The sequence below is a fragment of the Providencia sp. PROV200 genome (assembly GCF_049901995.1).
In the GTDB taxonomy this organism is placed as follows: Bacteria; Pseudomonadota; Gammaproteobacteria; order Enterobacterales; family Enterobacteriaceae; genus Providencia; species Providencia rettgeri_E.
The window spans coordinates 1,997,438-2,021,146 of sequence record NZ_CP096307.1; the positions used below are offsets into that span (position 1 = coordinate 1,997,438).

Annotated in this window: 17 protein-coding genes; 10 read left to right on the top strand and 7 right to left on the bottom strand. The window is 38.0% G+C overall.

The annotated features are described in order from the left end of the window. The first annotated feature begins 67 nt into the window (after positions 1-67). The 3 genes from M1E86_RS09195 to M1E86_RS09205 are packed head-to-tail and all read left to right on the top strand — an operon-like array spanning position 68 to position 4,248. Positions 68-769, top strand: coding sequence for a fimbrial biogenesis chaperone (locus M1E86_RS09195; protein ID WP_213912770.1), 702 nt, complete (start codon positions 68-70; stop codon positions 767-769). 9 nt (positions 770-778) lie between these two features. Continuing rightward, positions 779-3,262 carry a fimbria/pilus outer membrane usher protein gene (locus tag M1E86_RS09200; RefSeq protein WP_285315558.1) on the top strand — a complete coding sequence of 828 codons (2,484 nt, stop codon included), beginning with the start codon at positions 779-781 and terminating at the stop codon, positions 3,260-3,262. Continuing rightward, complete coding sequence (locus M1E86_RS09205; RefSeq protein ID WP_213912769.1) at positions 3,253-4,248, top strand: fimbrial protein; 996 nt, start codon at positions 3,253-3,255, stop codon at positions 4,246-4,248. The genes M1E86_RS09200 and M1E86_RS09205 overlap by 10 nt, the downstream gene beginning before the upstream one ends. Positions 4,249-4,435: 187 nt before the next feature. On the opposite strand, the gene M1E86_RS09210 is transcribed toward M1E86_RS09205, so the two are convergent. After that, on the bottom strand, positions 4,436-4,747 hold the full coding sequence (locus M1E86_RS09210; RefSeq protein ID WP_213912768.1) for a helix-turn-helix domain-containing protein: 312 nt from the start codon (positions 4,745-4,747) through the stop codon (positions 4,436-4,438). 898 nt (positions 4,748-5,645) lie between these two features. On the opposite strand from M1E86_RS09210, the gene grxB reads away from it, so the two are divergent. Then, positions 5,646-6,284, top strand: coding sequence for a glutaredoxin 2 (gene grxB / locus M1E86_RS09215; RefSeq protein ID WP_213912767.1), 639 nt, complete (start codon positions 5,646-5,648; stop codon positions 6,282-6,284). A gap of 70 nt (positions 6,285-6,354) precedes the next feature. Here grxB and M1E86_RS09220 read toward each other — a convergent pair whose 3' ends face one another. Together M1E86_RS09220 and M1E86_RS09225 are read right to left on the bottom strand one after the other, a co-directional pair. Next, positions 6,355-6,792 carry an META domain-containing protein gene (locus tag M1E86_RS09220; protein WP_213912766.1) on the bottom strand — a complete coding sequence of 146 codons (438 nt, stop codon included), beginning with the start codon at positions 6,790-6,792 and terminating at the stop codon, positions 6,355-6,357. Positions 6,793-6,806: 14 nt separating this feature from the next. Next, a complete protein-coding gene (locus M1E86_RS09225) occupies positions 6,807-7,805 on the bottom strand; it encodes a 2-hydroxyacid dehydrogenase (RefSeq protein WP_125894861.1) in 999 nt (332 codons plus the stop codon). Between the two features lie 234 nt (positions 7,806-8,039). On the opposite strand from M1E86_RS09225, the gene M1E86_RS09230 reads away from it, so the two are divergent. From M1E86_RS09230 to M1E86_RS09240, 3 genes are read left to right on the top strand one after another with little or no spacing between them, the layout of a single operon-like run. Further along, entirely contained in the window at positions 8,040-10,637 is a 2,598-nt protein-coding gene (locus M1E86_RS09230) for a YdbH family protein (protein ID WP_426099358.1), read from the top strand. Between the two features lie 11 nt (positions 10,638-10,648). Then, a complete protein-coding gene (locus M1E86_RS09235) occupies positions 10,649-10,861 on the top strand; it encodes a YnbE family lipoprotein (protein ID WP_102140371.1) in 213 nt (70 codons plus the stop codon). Continuing rightward, positions 10,858-11,187 carry a YdbL family protein gene (locus M1E86_RS09240; protein WP_426099360.1) on the top strand — a complete coding sequence of 110 codons (330 nt, stop codon included), beginning with the start codon at positions 10,858-10,860 and terminating at the stop codon, positions 11,185-11,187. Before M1E86_RS09235 ends, M1E86_RS09240 begins: the two co-directional genes overlap by 4 nt. A gap of 80 nt (positions 11,188-11,267) precedes the next feature. Here the strand turns inward: M1E86_RS09240 and M1E86_RS09245 are convergent, their stop codons facing one another. Beyond that, entirely contained in the window at positions 11,268-11,867 is a 600-nt protein-coding gene (locus M1E86_RS09245) for an FMN-dependent NADH-azoreductase (protein WP_125894794.1), read from the bottom strand. A gap of 214 nt (positions 11,868-12,081) precedes the next feature. Here M1E86_RS09245 and hrpA point away from each other — a divergent pair, with 214 nt between their 5' ends. Next, positions 12,082-15,981 carry an ATP-dependent RNA helicase HrpA gene (hrpA, locus tag M1E86_RS09250; protein ID WP_213912765.1) on the top strand — a complete coding sequence of 1,300 codons (3,900 nt, stop codon included), beginning with the start codon at positions 12,082-12,084 and terminating at the stop codon, positions 15,979-15,981. A gap of 277 nt (positions 15,982-16,258) precedes the next feature. Here hrpA and M1E86_RS09255 read toward each other — a convergent pair whose 3' ends face one another. Both M1E86_RS09255 and ydgH read right to left on the bottom strand, forming a co-directional pair. After that, entirely contained in the window at positions 16,259-17,599 is a 1,341-nt protein-coding gene (locus M1E86_RS09255) for a basic amino acid/polyamine antiporter (RefSeq protein ID WP_413776210.1), read from the bottom strand. A gap of 352 nt (positions 17,600-17,951) precedes the next feature. Beyond that, positions 17,952-18,902: a DUF1471 family protein YdgH gene (gene ydgH / locus M1E86_RS09260; RefSeq protein WP_125894788.1), complete on the bottom strand. Its 951-nt coding sequence runs from the start codon at positions 18,900-18,902 to the stop codon at positions 17,952-17,954. Between the two features lie 385 nt (positions 18,903-19,287). On the opposite strand from ydgH, the gene pntA reads away from it, so the two are divergent. Both pntA and pntB read left to right on the top strand, forming a co-directional pair. Next, positions 19,288-20,817, top strand: coding sequence for a Re/Si-specific NAD(P)(+) transhydrogenase subunit alpha (gene pntA, locus M1E86_RS09265; protein ID WP_125894786.1), 1,530 nt, complete (start codon positions 19,288-19,290; stop codon positions 20,815-20,817). A 13-nt stretch (positions 20,818-20,830) separates the two neighbouring features. Next, a complete protein-coding gene (gene pntB / locus M1E86_RS09270; RefSeq protein WP_213912844.1) occupies positions 20,831-22,219 on the top strand; it encodes a Re/Si-specific NAD(P)(+) transhydrogenase subunit beta in 1,389 nt (462 codons plus the stop codon). 131 nt (positions 22,220-22,350) lie between these two features. Here the strand turns inward: pntB and M1E86_RS09275 are convergent, their stop codons facing one another. Further along, positions 22,351-23,547: an MFS transporter gene (locus tag M1E86_RS09275; protein WP_248468390.1), complete on the bottom strand. Its 1,197-nt coding sequence runs from the start codon at positions 23,545-23,547 to the stop codon at positions 22,351-22,353. Positions 23,548-23,709: the final 162 nt, after the last annotated feature.

Sequence of the window (23,709 nt, forward strand, 5' to 3'; positions counted from 1 at the left end):
ATATTAATTTAAATAGCTTTACTTTGATAAGCGGTAGGTATGCTGCCGCTTTTATTTTGAGGTTCAAATGAAAGCAATAGTATTTATCTTCTGTTTTATTTTTAGTATGCATTCATTTGCGAATAACATTATTGTTAACGGTACACGGTTTATTTATCCAGGAAATGAAAAAGAAATTACCGTGCAATTAAATAATACTGCCGAGCGTCCTGCAATCGCACAAGCGTGGCTTGATACAGGTGATGCGTCAGAAACACCAGATACGATAAAAACACCATTTCAGATCACACCTCCCATATCTCGTGTAGAAGCTAAAGGAGGGCAAACTTTACGAATCAAACTAATGGATAAAGAAAGTATCCCTCAAGATCGTGAAAGCTTGTGGTGGTTGAATATATTAGATATTCCCCCTATGGCTAAAGCTAAAGATGGGGATAATCAAAATGTATTACAATTAGCGATTCGTTCTAGATTTAAATTTTTTTATCGTCCAACAGGTTTGAGTAGCCGTGAATTAGCACCAGAGCAGCTTGTTATAAAAGCCAATGGTAAGAGTATTATTATAGATAATCCAACGCCTTACTATATTACTATTACAAAAATTTCAACGGATGGTAGATCTGGGTTGAATGAAAAAACAATTTTATTAGAACCAAAAAATCAAGAAATAGTTGAATTAAAACAAATCGTAAGGTCAGGAACTCATATCGTAATTAATAATATCAATGATTATGGTTCAGATATTGCGGTGAAAACCACCGTTAAATAGGAATATATAATGAAACAGCGAGAGTTAATAAATAAATATAGCAATACGCTCTCTGTGACTTGCTTTGTCACTGCATGCATAGTGCCTACGTTTTATGCTTGGGGTGAAGAAGATACAACCTATGAGTTTAATAGTGGTTTTATTATAGGTAGCAAAGAAGATGTTGATTTAACACGATTCAATTCTTCAGGGATTAGCCCCGGAAAATATTCAGTTGATGTATATACAAATAATAATTGGAAGGGACGCTACGATCTTAATTTTGAAGAACAAAAAAATGGCCAATTAGCTGTGTGTTATACACCAGAAATGCTTTCTAATTTTGGCATTAATATTGAAAAACTAAACCCTGCCATGAGTAAAGATAGCAATACTTGTTTACCTTTGAAGGACTGGAATGATCACAAAGATGTCGTTGATACATTTCATTCTTCTACATTGCGCTTAGATATTTCTGTTCCGCAAATATATGAACAGAGAGTTTCCCGTGGATATGTTTCCCCTCAATTTTGGGATACAGGTATTCCTGCATTAAATATAGGCTATATGGCTAACTATTATGATAACCATACTAGTGGTTCGAAAGGAACAAATAACGCTAGTGCGTATTTAGGGTTAAATGCGGGTTTAAGTTTTGATGGTTGGTTATTGAAACATATTGGAAACCTTAATTGGCAGCGCCATGGTGGGACGAATTGGAATAGTAATCAAACATATCTGCAAAAGCCAATTGCTGAACTAAAGTCAAAAGCGACAGCAGGGCAGTTTTATACGGATGGTGATCTCTTTGACAGCATTAGTTTACGTGGTGCAAAAATAGCAACAGATGACAATATGTATCCTGATGGAACGGCAACATATGCACCAGAAATCAGAGGAATAGCACAAAGTAATGCTTTAGTAACAGTAATGCAGAATAACGCTATTATTTATCAAACAACAGTTGCACCAGGGCCTTTTAGTTTAACGGACGTCTATCCATCCGGTTACGGAAATGATTTGGTTGTTACAGTAAAAGAAGCTGATGGAAGTGAAAGTAGCTTTAGCGTGCCATATTCATCTTTAGCACAATTATTACGCCCTGGATTTACACGTTATCAAGTTGCTGGTGGTAAAGCAGATTCTGATGGATTGAGAAATCGACCATTCATTATGCAAGGCAGTATCCAGCACGGCTTAAATAATACATTTACGCTCTATGGTGGTGTTACTGCATTTGACGATTATCAAGCTTATTTAGTGGGTACTGGTGTTAACACCGGCTATGGAGCTGTTGCTGTAGATTTAACTCAGTCGAGAACTGTATTCAAATATAGAACAGAAACAGGGCAAAGTTACCGTTTCACATTTAGTCGGTTATTTACCCAAACTGATACTAACTTAGTATTAGCTGCTTATCGGTATTCAACGAAGGATTACTATAACGTCAGTAATGCATTATATGCGATAGATAATGATAAGCGTGGTGTAGAGAATACCCTAGGGCGTGAGAAAAATGGTTTTAGCTATACAGTGAATCAAAATCTTCCTGATGGTTATGGTGGGATTTATTTTACGGGCCGTATTTCTAATTACTGGGATAAGTCGGGGACAGAAAAGCAATATCAACTAAGTTATAACAATAACTTTAACCGCCTTTCTTATGGTGTCGCCCTTATGAGAGTTTATGCAGATAATACAAATAATAAAAAAGATGATCGTATCAATATAAACTTTAGCTACCCACTGTATTTTGGTGAAAGTCAGAGTGCAACATTAACCTCAAATACGGTATTTAATAATGAAAAATTTGGGTCAAGCCAAATCGGTGCGAGTGGTTCATTTGATAGAGATAATAATTGGACTTATGGCATAAATACTTCAGTTGCAAATGGTGGGCAAAAAAATATTGGCCTGAATACTGGTTATCGAGCACCATTTGTTAATACGAATGCGAATTATAGTCAAGGCCAGGGATATCGCCAGTTTGGTCTCGGTGCAAATGGTTCAGTTATTGTGCACTCTGAAGGTGTAACATTAACACCAAATACATCAACAACATTAGCTCTGATTGAAGCGAAAGGGGCAGAAGGTGCGTCAATTATGGGGGCTCCTGGAACTCGAATTGATGGAAATGGTTATGCAGTTGCTCCTTATGTTAGAGCATATCGCATAAATAATGTTGAAATCGATCCAAAAGGAAGCCCCGAAGATATTGTTTTTGATAATACGTCTACACAAGTTGTTCCTTATGAAGGAAGTATCGTTAAAGTTAAATTTGGTACTAAAGTCGAAAAGAATATTGCATTTAATGTTATAAGACCCGGAAATAAACCATTGCCATTTGGGGCTAATGTAACTGATAGCGATGGTGAGTCCATAGGTATTGTTGGCCAAGGTGGAACCGTATTTATTAGTAGTGAAACCGCAAGAATTGCAATTATAAAGTGGGAAAATGGACAATGTGTATTTTCTTTAGAAGCTGGCGATAGTAAGGAAAGTTTATGTCAATAACGAAACAAATTCGCTTGTATATCGGAGTTGGTGTGCTTCTTACCGCTAGTTATGCTTCTGCGTATTGTAATAGAACCTCAACTCATACGTATGTATTAAATATGCAGATGGGGAGAGTCGTGGTAGACCCTAACTTAAATGTTGGTGATACCATTGCGGAGCAAACTTGGGATATGCGTGAAAACTCAAGTGCTATATATGCGTATTGTACTAGAAATACACCGATAACGGCTTCGGTGACTATGCCTAGTCTAGTTCCAGTGGGTAATAAAATTTACCAGACAAATGTTCCAGGAATTGGTATGAAATTCCACCGAGAAGGTGCGGTGAGGATGACGTATCCGGACACATTTTATGCACCAAGATCAAGTAATTATTATCTTGCGGGATCAAAGTTTATTTTAACATTGGTGAAAACAGCTCCTGTTACGGGATCTGGAACTATAGCTAGTGGTCTTTATACATCTTATGGCTATATTCCAAATAATGACCCATTTTTGATTACTAAATTAGATGCAGAAGCCATAACAATCGTTTCTCCTTCTTGCCAAGTTGAAGGGGGAACGGAAAAAAATGTTTATCTTGATCCAATTAAACGATCACAATTGAATGGTACTGGAACAACTGCGGGTGAAAAAGATTTTGATATTCGCTTAATATGCAGTGGAGGGGTTAGTATTTCAGGTTTTGCAAATGTTAATATGACTTTCAGCGGTGAGATTCCAAAAAATATGAATAACCGACAAGGGGTTTTGGTTAATCAAAATAAATCTTCCAGTGGAGCTGCGGGAGTTGGCATACAAGTTTTAGAGCGTAACCGTAATAAACCACTTATGTTTAATGAAAAATATAAAGTTGGAAATTTAGTTGACAAGCAAACCAAGTATCTTGACTTAAATTATAAGGCTCGTTATTACCAATATGAGCGAGCAATCTCTGCTGGAGAAGTTAACTCTAAAATGGTTTTCAATATTACCTATGATTAAATTTTTATATATTAAATTTATTAATAATACTGTTGGCTAATTTTATAAAATTTGAGAAGTGGCTAATCCTCATGTAGAGGATTAGCCATTTTTTATTTATATAAAAGTAAGTAAAGTGAAAGTAACATGGCATATAATAGCTATGTTACTTGTATCTTATTTATATGAAATTAATATCTCATATCGATTAATAATGATCTTTAGAAGGGACGATAACTGTTTCAGCTGTGTATCTTAGCTCTTGACTTATCTCTTTGGATAGTTCATTTTTATTTAATTTTGAATTACTTACGTAACCTTGAAAAAACCATTCAATTGGACAACTTAATGCTTCAGCGATATCAACTAAATGATTAATTGGAATTTTGTTAATGCCATTTTCATAACGTGATATTTGTTGTTGGCTTAAATTTAATTTTTCAGCTAAATTAGCGCCTGATAGACCGAGTTCTTTTCTCCGGTTTTTTATTTTAATACCAATTATAGTATGAATGTCCATATGACATCCTCAATTTTATAGGAAAATTATTATTTAATGCACTTAATTTAAATTACGCTCAATAGTATATTAAAAAACAAACGAATTTAAAAGTTTTAATGAACATAATTATGATGAGAATCTCTATTTATAATTTGAATATTTGCAATATAATGACATTATTTTTATTGTGGTTATTATCGGTGAATAAGTAAATGTATCTATATTTATTTCTCCATACAAAAGAGTGTTTAAATTTAATTTTTTAAAATTTTATTTGGTTTTTTTGACTGCAGATTTTATCTTTAATTTAAAATCAGTTGGTTATGATAGGCTGGCAATGTTACAGCTATAGGTTTAAGGTTAATTTATTGTTCTGTCATGTTAATTTTTTGGTTTTTAAAAATTTAATATAAATAATCGTGTATTAAAAGCAAAGAAAGAAATTAATAACATCTATTATATATCAATTAAATTGATATATAATAAACCTTTAAATCATCTCAAATGATTACTTAGAGAATAGGTTATGTTCAGTATTTTGATTTCATATGTATTCCATTTTAAGTGCAATACTATTTGCGATAGTTTGAAGTTGCCATAACAATTGATTATTAAGTTAAATTATTCGCGATAAAATTATCTGGTGCCTCAATAGGTTAGATGACATCAAAGGTTTCAATATTATCAAAAAGGATAATTGCCATAGATCTTCACAGCATATTCTACTCAGGTATTGTCATTGCTGAGTATATTGTGGCATGTCCTATATTCTTTTTTTGGGATTTTGTGCACTTAACATATTTATTTTCCTAGTGTTAGACAAAATTTCATAAGCGTGATAAAGCATAAATATGGGCACTGAAGTATACTGTATAAAACCTATTGGGCTTTTAATACCAAACTAGCGAGGTTAACAATGAAATTATATATTTATGATCACTGTCCATTTTGTGTCAGAGCAAGAATGATTTTTGGTTTAAAAAAGTTAGCGGTAGAGCAAATTGTGTTATTCGATGATGACATCGAAACACCGACAAAAATGATTGGTCGGAAAATGCTGCCTATTCTACAAAAAGATGATGGGAGTTATTTACCTGAAAGCTTAGATATTGTTCATTATGTGGATAGTATTAATGAACCTAAATATGCTGGTGGGAGTATCGCGCCAGAAATAGAGGCTTGGTCTAAAGCGGTTTCTGCTGTGGTATATAAGCTTGTGACACCACGTTTTACACAAACTGATTTCCCTGAAATTAGTACAGCAGAAGCCAGAGCTGCATATATCGCTAGAACATCAAAATCTTATGGTGATTTAAACGAGCTTAAAAAAGAAACGCATACGCTGTTAGTTGAATTAGAGCCCCAACTGTCGTTATTAGATGCGTGGCTAGAAACACGGGGTGAAGTCATTGATATTAATGATTTTATTATTTTTCCAACTTTACGTAGCTTGAGCATAGTTGAGCACTTAGCATTTAGCACAAACATTCGCAACTATATGGAACGAATTGCAGAATCCTCGAATATTAATTTGTTATTTGATAAGACTAAATAGTCTATCTAGCTGCCAGTTTAGTGTTTCTTGGCAAACGTTTACCGCCTCTAAAAGAGGCGGGTTGTATTCGTTAATTGACGTAGTCGCGTAGTGTATAAACTAACTTGTAATGGCCTTGAGTTAACACGAGCTTGTTGTTTTTCAATGAAATTATCGCACCTTCAGACAGTGCTCGATTTATCATTGAATCCCATTTGGATAAATCTTCATCAACGCATTCGAGTTCAGTCCTACTTAAGTTTTTTACGGTAATTTTTGCGTTTTTGATATCGCCAAACCCGTTGAAATCATTACACATTGATGCAGAAACAAACATTTTTTCGCCAAAAGCAAGGAAGGGGACTGTCTGTTTACTGTTAATCGTTTTACCATTTACTTCAGTTAAAATAAAACGGTGGTGCATCAATTTATTTTCAAGTGCTTGGTCATCATTACGCGCATTGACTTGATGAGTTTGGCATGCTGCTAGCAATAAACCCAAAATAGTAAGTGGAATTAGGCGTTTCATAATCCCAGATCCAACTATGCGTTAACAATATTAGGGCAAGCTTCCCCACAACTAATTTGACGGATATTATTTAGCGTAGTTTGACTGATACTTGTTAATGCTTCTTCTGTTAAAAACGCTTGATGCCCAGTAAATAATACATTATGACAAGAAGAAAGTCGGCGAAAAACATCATCTTGTATTACGTCATTAGATTTATCTTCGAAGAATAAATCACGTTCATTTTCATATACATCCATACCTAATGCGCCAATTTTTTGTGATTTTAGTGCATTGATGGCGGCAACAGAATCGACTAACGCACCTCGACTTGTATTGATGATCATGACCCCATTTTTCATCTTCTTGAATGCATTTTCATCGAGTAGGTGATGATTTTCAGGTGTTAATGGGCAATGAAGAGAAATAATATCTGATTGTTCATATAGAGTATCTAAGTCAACATATTCAGCACCCAAATCTAAAACAGCTTGGTTCGGGTATGGGTCATGTGCGAGTAAACGCATTCCAAAGCCCTTTAAAATACGTAGCGTCGCTTGGCCAATTTTCCCGGTACCGATAATGCCAGCGGTGCGGTTATGCATATTAAAACCGGTTAATCCCTCAAGAGAGAAATTTGCATCTCGCGTACGCTGGTACGCCCGGTGGATCCGGCGATTAAGGCATAGCATCATCCCAACTGCATGTTCTGCAACGGCTTCAGGAGAATAAGCAGGGACTCGAACAACTTGGATACCTAATTCTTTAGCTGCTTGTAAATCAACATTGTTAAAGCCGGCACAACGTAAAGCTAAAATTCGAATATTGAGTGCGGCAAGTTCTTCTAAAACAGCACGATTAGCTTCGTCGTTAACGAAAATACAGACAGCGTCGGCACCAACAGCATTTTTAGCTGTCTGAACCGTCAATGGAAAATCAAAATATTCAATACTAAAATTAAATCCAGAATTTTGATTAACTTGTTCCATGTGCTTGCGGTCATACTGTTTGGTACTATAAGAAACAATTTTCATCATAAAGACTCCAATTTTTAGGAACCAATTAGAAAAGAGTAGGTAAAAAGGTGTACCTACAAAATATAAACTCAGAATAAGACAATTAAGTTTGTAAATCACCTATAAATTAAGAAAATAGGTATCTGTTTACGATTGAATGTGGTTTATCTTTGTGAGTATCGCGTTTAATGAGACGATTTTGTTGAAATTTATCATTTGCGCTACAGAACAATTCAAACAAGGGACGTAGTAATGCAGTTAATGAAAAGAGCATTCAGAATATTACTCTGCTTTTTGGGTGGAAGCATTGCTCTCTTAATACTTTTATGGATAACGATATCCCATTGGGCTCCTGTTGTTGCATCATACTATCTTCCTAAGCCATTTAAACTGTCGTTTTCAGAACCAAGAATTAGTCATGGCCAATTAGGTATAGCAAATATCAGTATAACAGCAAATGATTGCACATTAGTTCAGTTGAATAGCACAAGGCTTTCAATCTTTCCCTTGCATGCTATTGTGGATAACCTTGATGTTAAAACTGAATGTTTGAGTGCTCTTGAGCCAACGAATGAAACAGATCATGATCCGATTAATATTGCGGACGTTATCGATAGTATCCCTGTTTTTTCATTAGTTATAAATAATGCCAACATACAGCCATGGAGTGATTACCAAGGCAGTATCTGGTTACGTAAAAATCAGGCTAACCCTCTAGAATTTGATTTTAGCGGCGACAATCTAAGGTTGTCATCTTTAATAAACAGGGAACACCAATTAGTCATTCAAAATTTTTTAGCATTTCTACCAGAACAAAAGCAAATAATAGAATTATTTGGTGATGTGCAACTCCCCTTAATGGCAAATCAGCTTCCAGAAAAAGGCGAGCTGAATGCTTATTTTAAGTTAATCAACCCAGAAAAATTCTTACAAGCTAAATTCAGTTGGTTGAATGACCAAGGCGTCTTTAGTGTCATGGATACAGACACAAAGGAAGAATTGCTTTATTTACCATGGTTACTATCGCCTTCTAGAATACAAATAGCGCAAGGGAAGTGGCAATGGAAAGAAGCAGATATTCCTTTACAAGGCGGTATCAGCCTTCAAGTTGATAACTGGAATAATACATTAAGTGAAATGGTATTTTCTGGGCGCATTAACATGCTCACACAAGCAAAGAAAGGGAAAGCCAATATTGTCTTAGCGGTGCCATCTACCCAGATAAATTTACTCGATGCTGATATTAACTTTAGGCTACATGGCCAAGTTAAATATGATGATATGGTGCTGGATATTAATTTACCAGCCAAGGTTTCAGGCCAGTTAGCCACACCAAAAGTCTCTTTTTTATCCAGTTCATTATTAAGAGCTTATGGTCGGCTTTCTGAAACACTTATTCTTAATGAAGTTAGATTGCCACTCGCAGGGACATCGTTAAGTGAAGAGGGTATTTCAGGGCGTTTGCAAGCTATCCTTAAGGTTAAAGAACAGTACTGGGGAGATTTCGATATTCATTTGGATGGTAAAGCCAATAAGTTTGCATTAGATAAGGGAAAATGGATTTGGAATTATTGGGGAAATGCCAACTTGCCGTCATTATCGGCTAATTGGGACATTAAGGGTAATGGGAGTTGGCAGGACACTTTAATCACATTAAATAACTTAAATACAGGTTTTGACCAAATACAATATGGGCTCTTATCGATGAGGGCTCCGCGTTTACAACTAAGTAAGCCATTAGTTTGGCAACGTGATCAGAATAAAGCCAATTTTAATGGACAATTACAGCTTACCAGTGAACGAATGCAATTTGGTACTGAAAGTTATCTACCTAAAGTTACATTAAATGCGGATCTTAGTGGAAAATCTCCCGCTGAATTTCAACTTAAAGGTGATTTAAGCACTAAAGATGTCGGGCCAATCGTCATATTTGGGCGCTGGGATGGTGAAAGATTAAGAGGGGAAGCTCGTTGGCCTGAGCAGTCAGTCACGGCTTTTCAAACATTAATTCCTGCTGACCTTGGAATTGAATTAAAACAAGGAAAATTATTTTCTCAAGCTGCTTTCTCAATAACACCAGAAGATGGTTTTATTGCAGGAGGACACTGGCGTGTAGAAAATACGAGTCTTTGGTTAAAAGATGGTGAGTTATCAGGATTAGATTTTGTTTTACCATGGCGTTTAAAACAAAGTACCTGGACTTTAGGGGGGAAGGCACCTGTTGAATTACGTATTAAACAGCTCAATAATTTATTTGAATTGACGGATATTAAAGCCGATCTTGCTGGTTCATATCCACCAACGGAAAACAGGCCATTAAAACTGACTAATGTGGGCTTTAAAACCTTAGGGGGTGAGGTATCGATGGATTTACTACGCTGGCCACAAACCCATGCCTCCTCGATAAAATTAAGACAGATTGAACTTAGTCAGTTATTTACCATATTAAAAGTGTCACAGTTTGCTGTTTCAGGTAAAGTTAATGGTGAGTTACCTTTTTATTTAAATAATCCAGAGTGGATAGTTAAAGATGGATGGTTAGAAAATAGTGGGCCATTAACGTTACGGTTAGATACTCAATTTGTTGATTCCATCCGAGAGGATAATATATCTGCGGGTTCCGCTATGGGGTGGCTACAATATTTGGAAATAAAACGCAGCCGTACAGACGTTAATGTTACAAACTTAGGGTTTTTAAATATGAAAACAATCCTTGAAGGGTATAACACGCAAGAAAAGAAAAAACGTGAAGTTCATTTGCATTATCAACATGAAGAAAATATCTTTCAATTATGGCGTAGTTTACGATTTGGTAGCTCTTTAGAAGAGTGGTTGGAAAAAAATTTATAATGAGTATAAGAATGAACGTGAAAATATTAAAATTTACTACAGCTATATCGATTGCGTTATTGTTATCAGCTTGCTTACGAGTTGAGGTCGCAACACCGGATAAGCCCATCAATATTAATATGAACGTAAAAATTGAACATGAAATCCAAATAAAAGCGGATAGACAAGTAGAAGAGTTATTAAAAGAAAATAGTGATTTATTCGGAGAGGTAAATCCCAAATGAGTCGAATTATCAAAGTACTAGCGCTATGTTCATTATTGACTACTTTTCAGGCTGTAGCAATTACAGTGGATGAAGCCAAAGAAACGGGTCTATTGGGGGAAACATTGTCAGGGTATTTAGCCCCAATTAATACAAATAATCAGGAGGCCACCAAGCTAGCAGCACAAATAAACCAAGAACGGGAAAAAAGATATAGTGAAATTGCGGCAAAAAATAACCTAAAAACTAATGACGTTGCAAGGATAGCAGGGCAGAAGCTCGTAGAAAGGACGAACTCTGGGGAATTTGTACGTGGAATTAATGGTCAATGGCTACAAAAGAAATAAAAAGCACACTCAGAAAGTGCGCAAAATATAACAATGGTAGTTTTGAGTCTTAATAATATATTACTTAGAAAGTCTAGATCTTAAGCAATAATCGTATTTATATGGCTTTGTGCTTGTTGATGCGCTCGTTCGACTGACTCTTGGCCTAACGACGTGCCTTCAGCAAAAATAAACTCAACGTCGGTAATACCAATGAAATTTAGAAATAGTGTTAAATAAGGCACCATGGTGTCTGTTGGTGTGTCTTTGTAGATACCGCCTCGGCTCGTTAATATATAGGCACGTTTGTCTTTTAATAAGCCGACAGAACCTTGTTCTGTATATTTAAACGTGTGGCCTGAGCGAGCGATAAAGTCGAAGTAATGTTTTAAATGGGAAGAAATCGTAAAGTTATACATTGGGGCTGCAATAACAATCACATCGTGAGCCTTAATTTCCTCAATCAACGCATTTGACAGGTCCAAATGTGCTTGTTGTTGTTCTGTTTTCGTGTCACTTGGGCCAAAAGCTGCTAAAATTTCACCGTCAATCGCTGGAATTGGTTCTTTGACTAAATCTCGTACAGTTACTGTATCTGCTGAGTGTTTTTCCTGCCATTGTTGAATAAAGTAATCTGCCATTTTATTGCTTTGTGAATAGTCAGCCAGAATGCTTGATTTCAATAGTAATACTTTACTCATGTGTTCCTCTATGTTTAGGTGAAATTTCATTGGTAATGATACGTGAGGTGTAACTGATTGATAGGAAAAAAATTAGATAGCCTTCTTCAAAAAAATTGATGGTATTTTTATGTGATAACAACAATTAAAAATAAAAACAAAATTTAGCCCTCACAAATTGCGAAGTGGATTGGCTAGCGTGCATTGAAATTTATTAAAGATAAGGATTTAACAGGTGAAATCCATACTGACAGCATTAACCGCTGATATTGGACAAACTTCATTACGTGACCAATGGTTACTGAAAAAAAGAGTGCAAGGTATTGCAAAGATCCAGAACGAAAAATCGCGCTCTGCGGTACTTGACGCTATTAAAATAGATATTGAGAAAGCCAAACAAAGAGTTGAACTTAAACGATTAAACTCACCTAAAATTGTATATCCAGATAATTTACCAGTTAGCCAGAAAAAAGACGTTATTTTAGATGCCATTAAAAAGCATCAAGTTGTTATTATTGCAGGTGAAACTGGATCAGGTAAAACAACGCAGATCCCAAAAATTTGCCTTGAACTTGGCAGAGGGGTTCTAGGGTTTATTGGGCATACTCAACCAAGACGGTTAGCTGCACGTTCAGTCGCAACACGCCTTGCTCAAGAGCTTGAATGTGAATTAGGTTCAAATGTTGGTTATAAAGTCCGTTTTAGTGACCAAGTGAGTGAAACGACTCAAGTCAAATTGATGACTGATGGTATCTTGCTTGCAGAATTACAAAATGACAAATTGCTGTTGCAATATGACACTATTATTATCGATGAGGCTCACGAAAGAAGCCTTAATATCGACTTTATTTTAGGTTACTTGCGTCAATTATTACCGAGACGCCCTGATTTAAAAGTGATTATTACATCGGCAACCATTGACCCTGAGCGTTTTTCGAAACACTTTAGTCACGCTCCGATTGTTGAAGTATCTGGGCGAACTTATCCCGTTGAAGTTCGTTATCGCCCTATTATTGGAGAGCAAAACGATAGTGACCGTGACCAAATTGATGGGATCATAGATGCGGTAAATGAACTGTCGGTTGAAGGTAATGGCGATATACTGATTTTTATGAGCGGTGAGCGGGAGATCCGTGATACTGCCGATGCGTTATCAAAACTTTCTTTACGCCACACTGAAATATTACCTCTCTTCGCAAGGCTTTCTAATAGTGAGCAAAATCGCATATTCCATCCTCATGGGGGGCGGCGGATCATTCTTGCAACAAACGTAGCAGAAACATCATTAACTGTACCGGGTATCAAATATGTTATTGATACTGGCTATGCGCGTATTAGTCGTTATAGCTACCGTACTAAAGTGCAACGCCTACCTGTTGAAGCTATTTCTCAGGCTTCAGCTAACCAACGTAAAGGGCGCTGTGGCCGTGTTTCTGATGGGATTTGTATTCGTTTATACTCAGAAGATGACTTTCTATCGCGTCCAGAGTTCACGGATCCAGAAATTTTACGGACGAATTTGGCATCAGTTATATTACAAATGACTTCTATTGGTCTTGGTGATATCTCTGCATTTCCATTTGTGGAGGCTCCAGATAAACGTAACATCCAAGATGGTGTGAAATTACTGGAAGAGCTAGGTGCAATTAAGTCCCATAAACAGGCAGATAAAGGCTATCAATTAACGGATACCGGTAGGCAGCTTGCCCAGCTTCCTGTAGATCCAAGGCTTGCTCGGATGGTGATTGAAGCACGTAAACATGGTGCAGTACGTGAGACAATGGTGATTGTTTCTGCATTATCAATTCAAGACCCGAGAGAGAGGCCATTAGAGAAACAGCAAGCTGCTGATGAAAAACATCGGCGTTTCCATGATAAACAATCAGATTTCTTAGCCTTTTTAAACCTTTGGGATTACTTAAAGGAACAACAAACACAGCTTTCTAACGCCCAATTTAGAAAAATGTGTCGCCAAGACTTTCTCAATTACTTACGTATTCGAGAATGGCAAGATTTGTATACCCAATTGCGGCAAGTGGTGAAAGAACAAGGTTTTGCCATTAATAGCTCTGAGGCTGATTTTCGGAGTATTCACGTTTCGTTATTGGCTGGCTTGCTTTCACATATTGGCCAAAAAGACGCGGATAAACACGAGTTCACTGGGGCTAGAAATGCACGTTTTACTATTTTTCCAGGGTCGGGTCTGTTTAAAAAACCACCAAAATGGGCAATGGTCGCGGAACTTGTTGAGACATCGAAATTATGGGGAAGAATTGCCGCATCCATCGATGTTGAGTGGGTTGAACCTTTAGCTGAACATTTAACTAAACATAGTTATAGTGAGCCTCATTGGTCAAAATCTGAAGGTGCGGTAATGGCATCAGAAAAAGTGACGCTATATGGGCTACCTATTGTTGCATCAAGGCAGGTTAATTATGGAAATATTGACCCATTACTGTGCCGTGAATTGTTTATTCGTCATGCATTAGTTGAAGGGGATTGGGTTACTCGTCACGCATTCTTTAAAGAAAATCTGAAGTTATTATCTGAAGTTGAAGATTTGGAGCATAAGTCACGTCGGCGAGACATTTTAGTTGATGATGAAACATTATTTGCATTTTATGACCAACGGATCCCGAATGATGTGATTTCCTCCCGTCATTTTGATAATTGGTGGAAAACGGCATCTAAGCAACAATCTGACTTGTTAAGCTTTGAAAAAAGCATGCTGATTAAAGATGACGCCAGTAATGTTTCAGCACTTGATTATCCTAACTATTGGCATCAAGGGGATTTAAAATTTCGCTTGAGTTACCAATTTGAACCTGGAACTGATGCTGATGGTGTGACAGTACATATACCTCTTGCTGTATTAAATCAGGTTCAGAATATTGGCTTTGAATGGCAAGTTCCTGGTTTGCGTCATGAGCTAATCGTTGCTTTAATTAAATCGTTACCTAAACCAATTAGACGAAATTTTGTCCCTGCACCTAATTATGCTTCTGCATTTTTAGAACGAGTGCCAGAGCTTGAAGGGAGTGTATTAGATAAACTTGAACGTGAATTACGTCGTATGACAGGTGTGACTGTTGAACGTGATTCATGGCAATTAGAGCAGCTCCCAGCTCACTTGAAAATGACGTATCGTGTTGTGGGCGACAAAAATAAAACTGTTGCGGAAGGGCAAAACCTTGATGAGTTAAAAAATAGCTTAAAAGAAAAAGTGCAAGAAACGTTGTCTGAAGTTGTGGATGATGGCATTGAGCAACACGGGTTACATATTTGGAGTTTTGGTGAATTACCTCAACGTTATGAGCAAAAAAGGGGGGGATATTCCGTTAAGGCTTACCCTGCATTAGTTGATGAAAGAAATAGCGTAGGTATCAAGGTATTTGAAACGGAACTGGAACAACAGCAAGCAATGTGGGCAGGAGTACGTCGATTGTTGCTGTTAAATATTCCATCGCCAATTAAGTATTTGCATGAAAAACTACCAAACAAATCAAAATTAGGTTTGTATTTTAACCCCTATGGCAAGGTATTAGAGTTAATTGATGACTGTATTGCTTGTGGTGTTGACCAATTAATTGCTAATTTTGGTGGTGCGGTTTGGAATGAAGTGCAGTTTGAAAAATTGAAAGAGTTTGCACGAGCAGAATTAAATGATGTGGTTGTTAATATTGCTAAGCAAGTTGAACAAATATTAACAGCGGTGTTTGCGATCAACAAACGTCTAAAAGGGCGGGTCGATTTTTCGATGGCAATAGCGTTATCGGATATAAAAACACAAATGTCGAATCTGGTGTTTAAAGGTTTTGTGACCACTCATGGTTGGAAACGCTTGCCTGATATTCTTCGTTATTTAAATGGGATAGAGCGGCGACTAGAAAAGCTGGCTATTGACCCTAACCGAGATCGTGCTCAAATGAGTAAAGTCGAGCATGTTCAGAATATGTGGCAACAATGGCTAGTAAAATTATTTCCGATTCAGAAAAATATGCCAGAAGTTCAAGAAATTCGCTGGATGATTGAAGAACTGCGAGTTAGCTTGTTTGCCCAACAGCTTGGAACGCCATATCCAATTTCGGATAAGCGAATTATGCAGGCGATGGAACAGTTGTCCCAACAATTGTAAGTATTATTTTGACTAATTGGCGCTTCACGTATTTTGTATGTGAAGCGTTTTTTATTTTTAGCTTAACTAGAGATTTTAGTTACAACATGCGAGCGAGGGGTAACCATATAAACATCGAAGATCGTACAACAGTAATTTTCACCAGTATAAGGGAAGAGAAATTGTAATAGGGGGTTAATACTAGAAGGTTATTGAGGTATTGAGTATGTGGAAAATAGGAAATTACAGTAAATAGGGCTTAAATTTACGCATCAAAATTAAGCCCTTTGGTACAAAGCTAAACAACCAAATAATAGAGTGCTGGAATAGCAGCGATAGCAATAGCATATGCCATGATTTTTTCAATCATCTTTAATGGTATTTGGTTGGTTTGCTGCTGGCGAGCATAGAAAAACACCAAAATACCGGGGGCATATAAAACGACAGATAATAGTAAATTAATTAACCCTGAAGCATAAATCAGCCATAGACCATAAAGGCTAGCAATAGATCCAACAGCAAGTAATGCCTTATTATGGCGTTCAAAAGCAACTTTGACTAAAAATGCACCGACTAGGAAATAGGGGACTAATATCATTTCAGAGGCGATAGTAAGTAATGTATTGTAATTACTTCCACTAAGCCAAATAAGAACCAAAGAGAGCTGTACTGCACCATTAGTGAGCCATAGAGACGAAGATGGCGCATCATTTTTATTTAGTTTGTTGAATATTTTAGGAAATGATTGATATTGTGCTGCGATATAAGGCACTTCAGCGGCCATAATAGTCCAACTTAAATAAGCACCACAAACAGAGATAATGAGGCCAGCCGCAATAATAATATCACCACTCGAACCAATTAAATCTATCATAAGAGGGGCCATGGATGGGTTTTTTATTTCTGCAAGCTCAGCTCTTGGCATGATCCCAAGAGAAAGTAAGGTAACGAGAATATAGATAATTAAAGCAGAACTCACAGCGAAAATTGTTGCTAAGCCAACATCTCGGCGGTTTTTTGCTCTAGCTGAAACAACAACGGCCCCTTCGATACCAATAAATACCCACAATGTAATCAACATAGTATCTTTGACTTGCTCCCAAACAGGAACGCCAAATTCGATACCGCTGAAATCTGCATTGAAAATATCAAGTCTAAAGGCCAAAAAAGCTAATATAATAAATAAGCCAAGAGGAACTAGTTTTGCCATTGTAGCGAGTTTATTAATTCCAGCGGCTGTTTGTACTCCACGAAGTACTAAATAGTGAACAAACCAGAGAAGTATTGATTCTCCGATCAGTGCTTGCCATGTATTTCCATCACCAAAAATGATGTTATCAGGTGTATCAGTAAAAAAACTGATCGCGGCAAATACGATAACGAGATAAGACACATTGGCCACGACTGCACATAGCCAATACCCCCACGCAGAGCAAAAACCAATTAATTCCCCGAAACCGACTTTTGCATAAGTAAATATTCCACCGTCAAGGTCAGGGCGTATCCGCGAAAGCAACAATAAGGCAAATGCCAAAAAGAGGATACCCACACCAGTAATGGACCAACCGATTATTAATGCGAGCGGGCTGGCGACTTCAGCCATATTTTGAGGGAGACTAAAAACACCGGCACCAACCATCGAGCTAAGAACTAGCGCCGTTAGAGCGGTAAGACTCAAAGTATTTTTCAAAGTAAATCCTGAACGTTCAGAAATCAAAAGTTAAAATGACGTTAAAATGCCATTACAATAATTAGTTTAACTAGAAGCCATAAAAAAAGTAGACAGAATGACTGCATGTTTTCAGTGTGTGGATTCTACGAACGAAATGACAGATATGCAATGGTAATGTATGCATTTTTTAAGGTGTTTTATGCACTTTGTTTGAAAAAAGAAGATGGATAGCGTGTAAAATGTGATTTAACGTAAATGAAGTGAATAAAAACAAAAAAACCAGCCGAGGAGGCTGGTTTTAGTATCACAGAATATTGGACTATTTAAACAAGTCTGCACTGATGGTGACACTTCCACCATTAGATTGCCATTCTCTTGTAATATGGAAATATTTAGCCCCTTTTGCTTCCGCACGTTTTGCTATTTGGTAACGTACTTCAGGCGTATTGGTGTAATATCCAGAGAATGTAATAGAATCAAATGGAACCATTTGAGCCGCGGCTGTTTTGTTGACTTCTTCGATAACATAACCACTTGGCAGGGTCACACTAGTACGACCCGGTTGACTACTAGAGGTTTCAAAGAAGCGTCCGACTGCGGTTGTTGGTTCTTCAGAAGATGCAACACCAGGAATGCGAACTTTTTTAGCCGCTTCACCGCCTTCAGCTAATAGAGCACGGCCAGCGTCTGAATCAGCAGGAACCACTGCGTCTTCATTCAGTACTTGTCGCTTCGGCGCATCTTTCTTATAGATATAAGCTGTCGCTAGTGTGTTTCCGCCATCATTCATTGCGATATTACGAACCACATAGAACGAAGCTGCATTTTTCTCAAGGGCTTTTTTAGCAATAGCCTCATACAAGTCCGGTTGGGAAGGATAAAAACCGCTTACCGTAACGGTATCAAAAGGCTCGTATTCGGTTGCATCCGTTTTTGACATTTCCTCAACACCACCGAATACACGACGCTTCGGTGAATCAACTTCTGGTGCATCTTTTGCGTACACGTCTGCAACAACACGCATGTTGCCGCTATCACCTACATCATCAAGGCTTTGAATGTAAAAGGCATATGCCCCCATTTTATCAGCCCTACGGGAGACTGCATCGGATGCTTCATAAATAGCATTAAAGCGCCCGGTAACTGTTATACGCTCATAAGGTTTTAATTCAGTAGCCTGTTTTGGCGTCAATTCAACAGCCGCCTGAGTAGCAGTTATACTAGTTAATGACAGCACCGCGGCTGCGATGACCGTAGTTTTCAGCTTCATACAAAATCCTTCCGCCTTGCGCAATTTATTATAAACATGCTGAATCTTAGTTGTATCACATGTACGTGATTATTACACGTAACAGAACCCGTTGTCTCATGATTTTCTTTTTATGAGAAATAAATATTTATTGACTAGTTAAATTTACCAGATTTTTTAAAGTATCCAGTATTTTATTGACCTAAAACTAAGATTTTCACAGCGAATTCCATTTACTGTCTAAGAATCGAGATCAATTATGGATCAGGACGCTTATTTTCAGTAGGTTATTAGAACATTAAAAATCTGTTTATGCACAAAATAAGACTTTTCTCTGTGATGATGGTCATTATTTTAGCAAACAGCCTATTAACAACATTACTTCAAGCATTAAAAAGGGAACATTATGCGTATTGGTATACCAAGAGAACGACTTGCCAATGAAGCGCGTGTTGCTGCTACGCCATCAACAGTGACTCAACTACTTAAGTTGGGTTTTTCTGTGTGTGTAGAGCAAAATGCGGGTCATTTAGCCAGTTTTGATGATGTAGCATATGAGCAAGTGGGTGCCGAAATCGTTGATCGTGACACTGCATTTGCTGCGGATATTGTTTTTAAAGTTAACGCACCTCTGGATGATGAAATTCCTTTGTTAAAAGAAGGAGCAACATTGGTGAGTTTCATTTGGCCGGCCCAGAATGCTGAGCTAATGGAAGCTTTAAAAGCTAGGAATATTAACGTGATGGCGATGGATGCGGTACCACGTATTTCACGAGCTCAGTCGCTTGATGCGCTGAGTTCAATGGCAAATATTGCAGGTTACCGTGCAATTGTTGAAGCTGCTCATGAATTTGGCCGTTTCTTTACGGGGCAAATCACTGCGGCAGGTAAGGTGCCACCAGCGAAAGTTATGGTTATTGGTGCTGGGGTTGCTGGCCTTGCTGCAATTGGTGCTGCGGGTAGCTTGGGCGCCATTGTACGAGCCTTTGATACTCGGCCTGAGGTAAAAGAGCAGGTTCAGAGTATGGGGGCTGAATTTCTTGAGCTCGATTTCAAGGAAGAGGCTGGCAGTGGCGATGGTTACGCCAAAGTGATGTCAGAAGCATTTATAAAAGCGGAGATGGAACTGTTCGCTGCACAGGCGAAAGAAGTCGACATTATTGTAACCACGGCACTGATTCCAGGCAAACCAGCGCCTAAATTGATTACCAAGGAAATGGTTGAATCAATGAAGCCGGGAAGTGTGGTTGTCGACTTAGCGGCTCAAACGGGTGGTAACTGCGAATTAACCCAAGCTGACAAATTAGTCGTGACCGACAATGGTGTGAAAATTATTGGTTACACAGATTTGCCAAGCCGTTTGCCAACACAATCATCCCAGTTATATGGCACCAACCTTGTTAACCTGATGAAACTACTGTGCAAAGAAAAAGATGGCGAAATTAATATTGATTTCGACGATTTGGTTATTCGCGGTGTTACGGTGATTAAACAAGGTGAAATCACGTGGCCAGCGCCCCCAATTCAGGTATCTGCTCAGCCGCAGGCGAAACCGCAAGCGGTGGAAAAAGTTAAAGCGCCTGAGAAAAAGATGTCACCGACGGTAAAATATGGCTTGATGGCATTAGCTATCATCTTGTTTGGTTGGTTCGCTAATTCAGCGCCAAAAGAGTTTTTATCGCACTTTACTGTATTTGCATTAGCTTGTGTGGTTGGTTATTACGTGGTGTGGAATGTGACTCATGCATTACATACACCGTTAATGTCAGTCACTAATGCTATTTCAGGGATCATCGTCGTGGGCGCCTTGCTTCAGATTGGAAGCGGTGGCTGGGTAAGCTTCTTATCCTTTATCGCCATATTGATCGCGAGTATCAATATTTTCGGTGGGTTTACTGTAACTCAACGCATGTTAAAAATGTTTCGTAAAGGATAAGGGGTAACTTATGTTGTCGAGTGGAATTGTGACAGCAGCTTACATCGTTGCTGCTATCCTGTTTATTTTCAGCCTTGCAGGGCTATCACGTCATGAAAGCTCCCAACGAGGGAATACTTACGGCATCATCGGGATGGCTATTGCATTGATAGCCACCATTTTAGGCCCTCACAGTGCAAATGTGGGCTGGATGATCGTTGCGATGGTTATTGGTGCGGTTATCGGTATTCGCTTAGCGAAAAAAGTTGAAATGACAGAAATGCCTGAACTGGTGGCTATTTTACATAGCTTCGTCGGTTTAGCTGCAGTTTTGGTTGGTTTTAACAGTTTTATTGCAAGTGAAGGGCACGCTGATGTTGTTATGGAAAACATTCATTTAACTGAAGTTTTCTTGGGGATTTTCATTGGTGCAGTTACCTTTACAGGTTCAGTGGTCGCTTATGGTAAATTATCAGGGAAAATGTCATCAAAACCGATGATGTTACCTAATCGCCATAAACTGAATTTAGCGGCGTTAGTTGTTTCATTTATTCTGTTAGTCATTTTCGTTAAAACAGAAAGTGTCGGCTTACAAGTCTTCTTGATGCTCATCATGACAGCGATTGCTTTAGCTTTTGGCTGGCATTTAGTGGCATCAATTGGTGGCGCGGACATGCCTGTGGTTGTTTCAATGCTGAACTCGTATTCAGGTTGGGCTGCTGCAGCGGCAGGTTTCATGTTAAGTAATGACTTGCTGATCGTCACAGGGGCATTGGTCGGTTCTTCAGGTGCGATTCTGTCTTATATTATGTGTAAGGCGATGAACCGTTCATTTATCAGTGTCATTGCAGGAGGCTTCGGTACAGATGGCTCTTCAACAGGCTCTGAGGAAGAAATGGGCGAATACCGTGAAATTACAGCAGAGGAAGTCGCTGAAATGTTGAAAAACTCAACATCAGTGATAATCACTCCGGGCTATGGTATGGCCGTGGCACAAGCACAATACCCTGTGGCAGATATTACGACTAAATTACGTGAGCGTGGTATCAATGTGCGTTTTGGTATTCACCCTGTTGCTGGGCGTTTACCAGGGCATATGAATGTCTTACTCGCAGAAGCTAAAGTGCCTTACGATGTCGTATTAGAAATGGATGAAATCAATGATGATTTCTCTGATACCGATACTGTACTTGTCATTGGTGCTAACGATACGGTTAACCCAGCGGCTCAAGATGACCCAAATAGCCCAATTGCAGGTATGCCAGTTCTTGAAGTTTGGAAAGCAAGCAATGTCATTGTATTTAAACGTTCAATGAATACGGGCTATGCTGGGGTACAAAACCCATTATTCTTCAAAGAAAATACACAGATGTTGTTTGGTGATGCGAAAGATAGCGTCGATGCAATCTTACGTGCATTGTAATTTAATGAGTCACTAATTCATTTAAAAATAATTAGTAAAGTAAATAAGAAGGGGGGATTGGTTAATTCCAATCCCCCCTTCTTGATATTTGAGAGCTAAATCAATTCATATGATGCAGTCTTATAAACGCATCATTTGAGGCAAAATCGTGCACAATTGGTTAGCCCTCGAGCAAAAGTAAACACTAATAAAAACGCAAATGCAGATATAGTCAGCATGCTCATCATGAGAACTCCGCCATTGAAATGGTCCATGACGTATCCTCCCACTAGACTACCAATGGTAATTAGAATTAAAAACATAAAGGTAATAAGGGCGGAACCTTTTTCGGTTAATTCTGGGACATGAACGTGCATCCACATATTGATTGTTGCAGGAACCATACCCGCAGCGATCCCCCATGAAGAAACGAATATGATACTGGTCGCCCAATTAAAATCTAAAACAGATAATGCGAGAAACGCTAAGGCTAATAAAAGTGCACTAATCGCGAAATTATAACGAACATTATATTTTCCGACATAACCCGCCAGTATATTGCCAACTACGCTGGCTACCCCAAAAAAGAGCAATAATGCTGAAATTTGTCCTTCGATAAAACCTGCGGTTTGTTTAAAGAACACCGTAAAATAATTATAGGCAGAGAAATGTGCTAAAAAAATCAGTGTGAATATAATTAACCCTTTACGTGCAATAGGGTGCGAAGGCATCAATAACAGTTCTTTCCATTGCATAGACGAAGAAGGTTTTAATGATGGTAAAGAGAAATATTGCATTAAAAATGCGACAGCACCTGCAATAACCAACGCAATATAAGGCATTCTCCAACCGTAGTTATCAGATAACCAAGCGCCTAGAGGTACTCCGAGCACGGTAACTAATGTGACGGCCGAAAAGAATATTGTTACGGATGTGGTAATTGACATATTTTTAGGTGCTAGACGTATTACTAAGCCTGCTGCAACTCCCCAAAAACCCCCTAGTGCAATTCCTAATGCGAATCTACCTAATAAAACTAAGCTAAAATTAGATGCGAAAGCCGTAATTGCATTAGCTAATATCATGAGAGCAACTAAGAAAAGTAAGACTTGGCGTCTATCAATATTTTTTGCATAGATGGGGACAAATAGAGAGGATGCCATACCTGCGATAGATGTGACAGTGACTGTAAGTCCTGCGGTACCTGTTGATATTTGAAAATCATAAGCGATGTTATTTAGCACACTAATGGCTAAAAACTCACCAGTAACAATAATGAAGCAAGCAAAAGTTGCAGATAATAGTGAAAGCCAGTTACCATTGTGCGAAGAAATATGAGTTGTTGTCATGCGCTTTCCATGAAAATTAAGTAGTTTACAAAAAAGAATGATTTTATAGTGATCGCTATAAAATCATGGCGCTATTGTTTATGTGAATTTAGGCGTTGTCAATTATTTTTATAATGATCACTATAAAATAGTTGTGGCATAGTGAATTGACTGCGAGTAAAG

Excerpts from the sequence above, each read along its gene's own strand:
- ydgH (WP_125894788.1), bottom strand. The coding sequence starts at position 18,902 with ATGAAGCTGAAAACTACGGTCATCGCAGCCGCGGTGCTGTCATTAACT.
- grxB (WP_213912767.1), top strand. The coding sequence starts at position 5,646 with ATGAAATTATATATTTATGATCACTGTCCATTTTGTGTCAGAGCAAGA.
- M1E86_RS09255 (WP_413776210.1), bottom strand. The coding sequence starts at position 17,599 with ATGGTTGGTGCCGGTGTTTTTAGTCTCCCTCAAAATATGGCTGAAGTC.
- M1E86_RS09245 (WP_125894794.1), bottom strand. The coding sequence starts at position 11,867 with ATGAGTAAAGTATTACTATTGAAATCAAGCATTCTGGCTGACTATTCA.
- M1E86_RS09195 (WP_213912770.1), top strand. The coding sequence starts at position 68 with ATGAAAGCAATAGTATTTATCTTCTGTTTTATTTTTAGTATGCATTCA.
- M1E86_RS09205 (WP_213912769.1), top strand. The coding sequence starts at position 3,253 with ATGTCAATAACGAAACAAATTCGCTTGTATATCGGAGTTGGTGTGCTT.
- M1E86_RS09230 (WP_426099358.1), top strand. The coding sequence starts at position 8,040 with ATGCAGTTAATGAAAAGAGCATTCAGAATATTACTCTGCTTTTTGGGT.
- M1E86_RS09210 (WP_213912768.1), bottom strand. The coding sequence starts at position 4,747 with ATGGACATTCATACTATAATTGGTATTAAAATAAAAAACCGGAGAAAA.
- M1E86_RS09235 (WP_102140371.1), top strand. The coding sequence starts at position 10,649 with ATGAACGTGAAAATATTAAAATTTACTACAGCTATATCGATTGCGTTA.
- pntA (WP_125894786.1), top strand. The coding sequence starts at position 19,288 with ATGCGTATTGGTATACCAAGAGAACGACTTGCCAATGAAGCGCGTGTT.
- M1E86_RS09225 (WP_125894861.1), bottom strand. The coding sequence starts at position 7,805 with ATGAAAATTGTTTCTTATAGTACCAAACAGTATGACCGCAAGCACATG.
- M1E86_RS09240 (WP_426099360.1), top strand. The coding sequence starts at position 10,858 with ATGAGTCGAATTATCAAAGTACTAGCGCTATGTTCATTATTGACTACT.
- M1E86_RS09275 (WP_248468390.1), bottom strand. The coding sequence starts at position 23,547 with ATGACAACAACTCATATTTCTTCGCACAATGGTAACTGGCTTTCACTA.
- M1E86_RS09220 (WP_213912766.1), bottom strand. The coding sequence starts at position 6,792 with ATGAAACGCCTAATTCCACTTACTATTTTGGGTTTATTGCTAGCAGCA.
- M1E86_RS09200 (WP_285315558.1), top strand. The coding sequence starts at position 779 with ATGAAACAGCGAGAGTTAATAAATAAATATAGCAATACGCTCTCTGTG.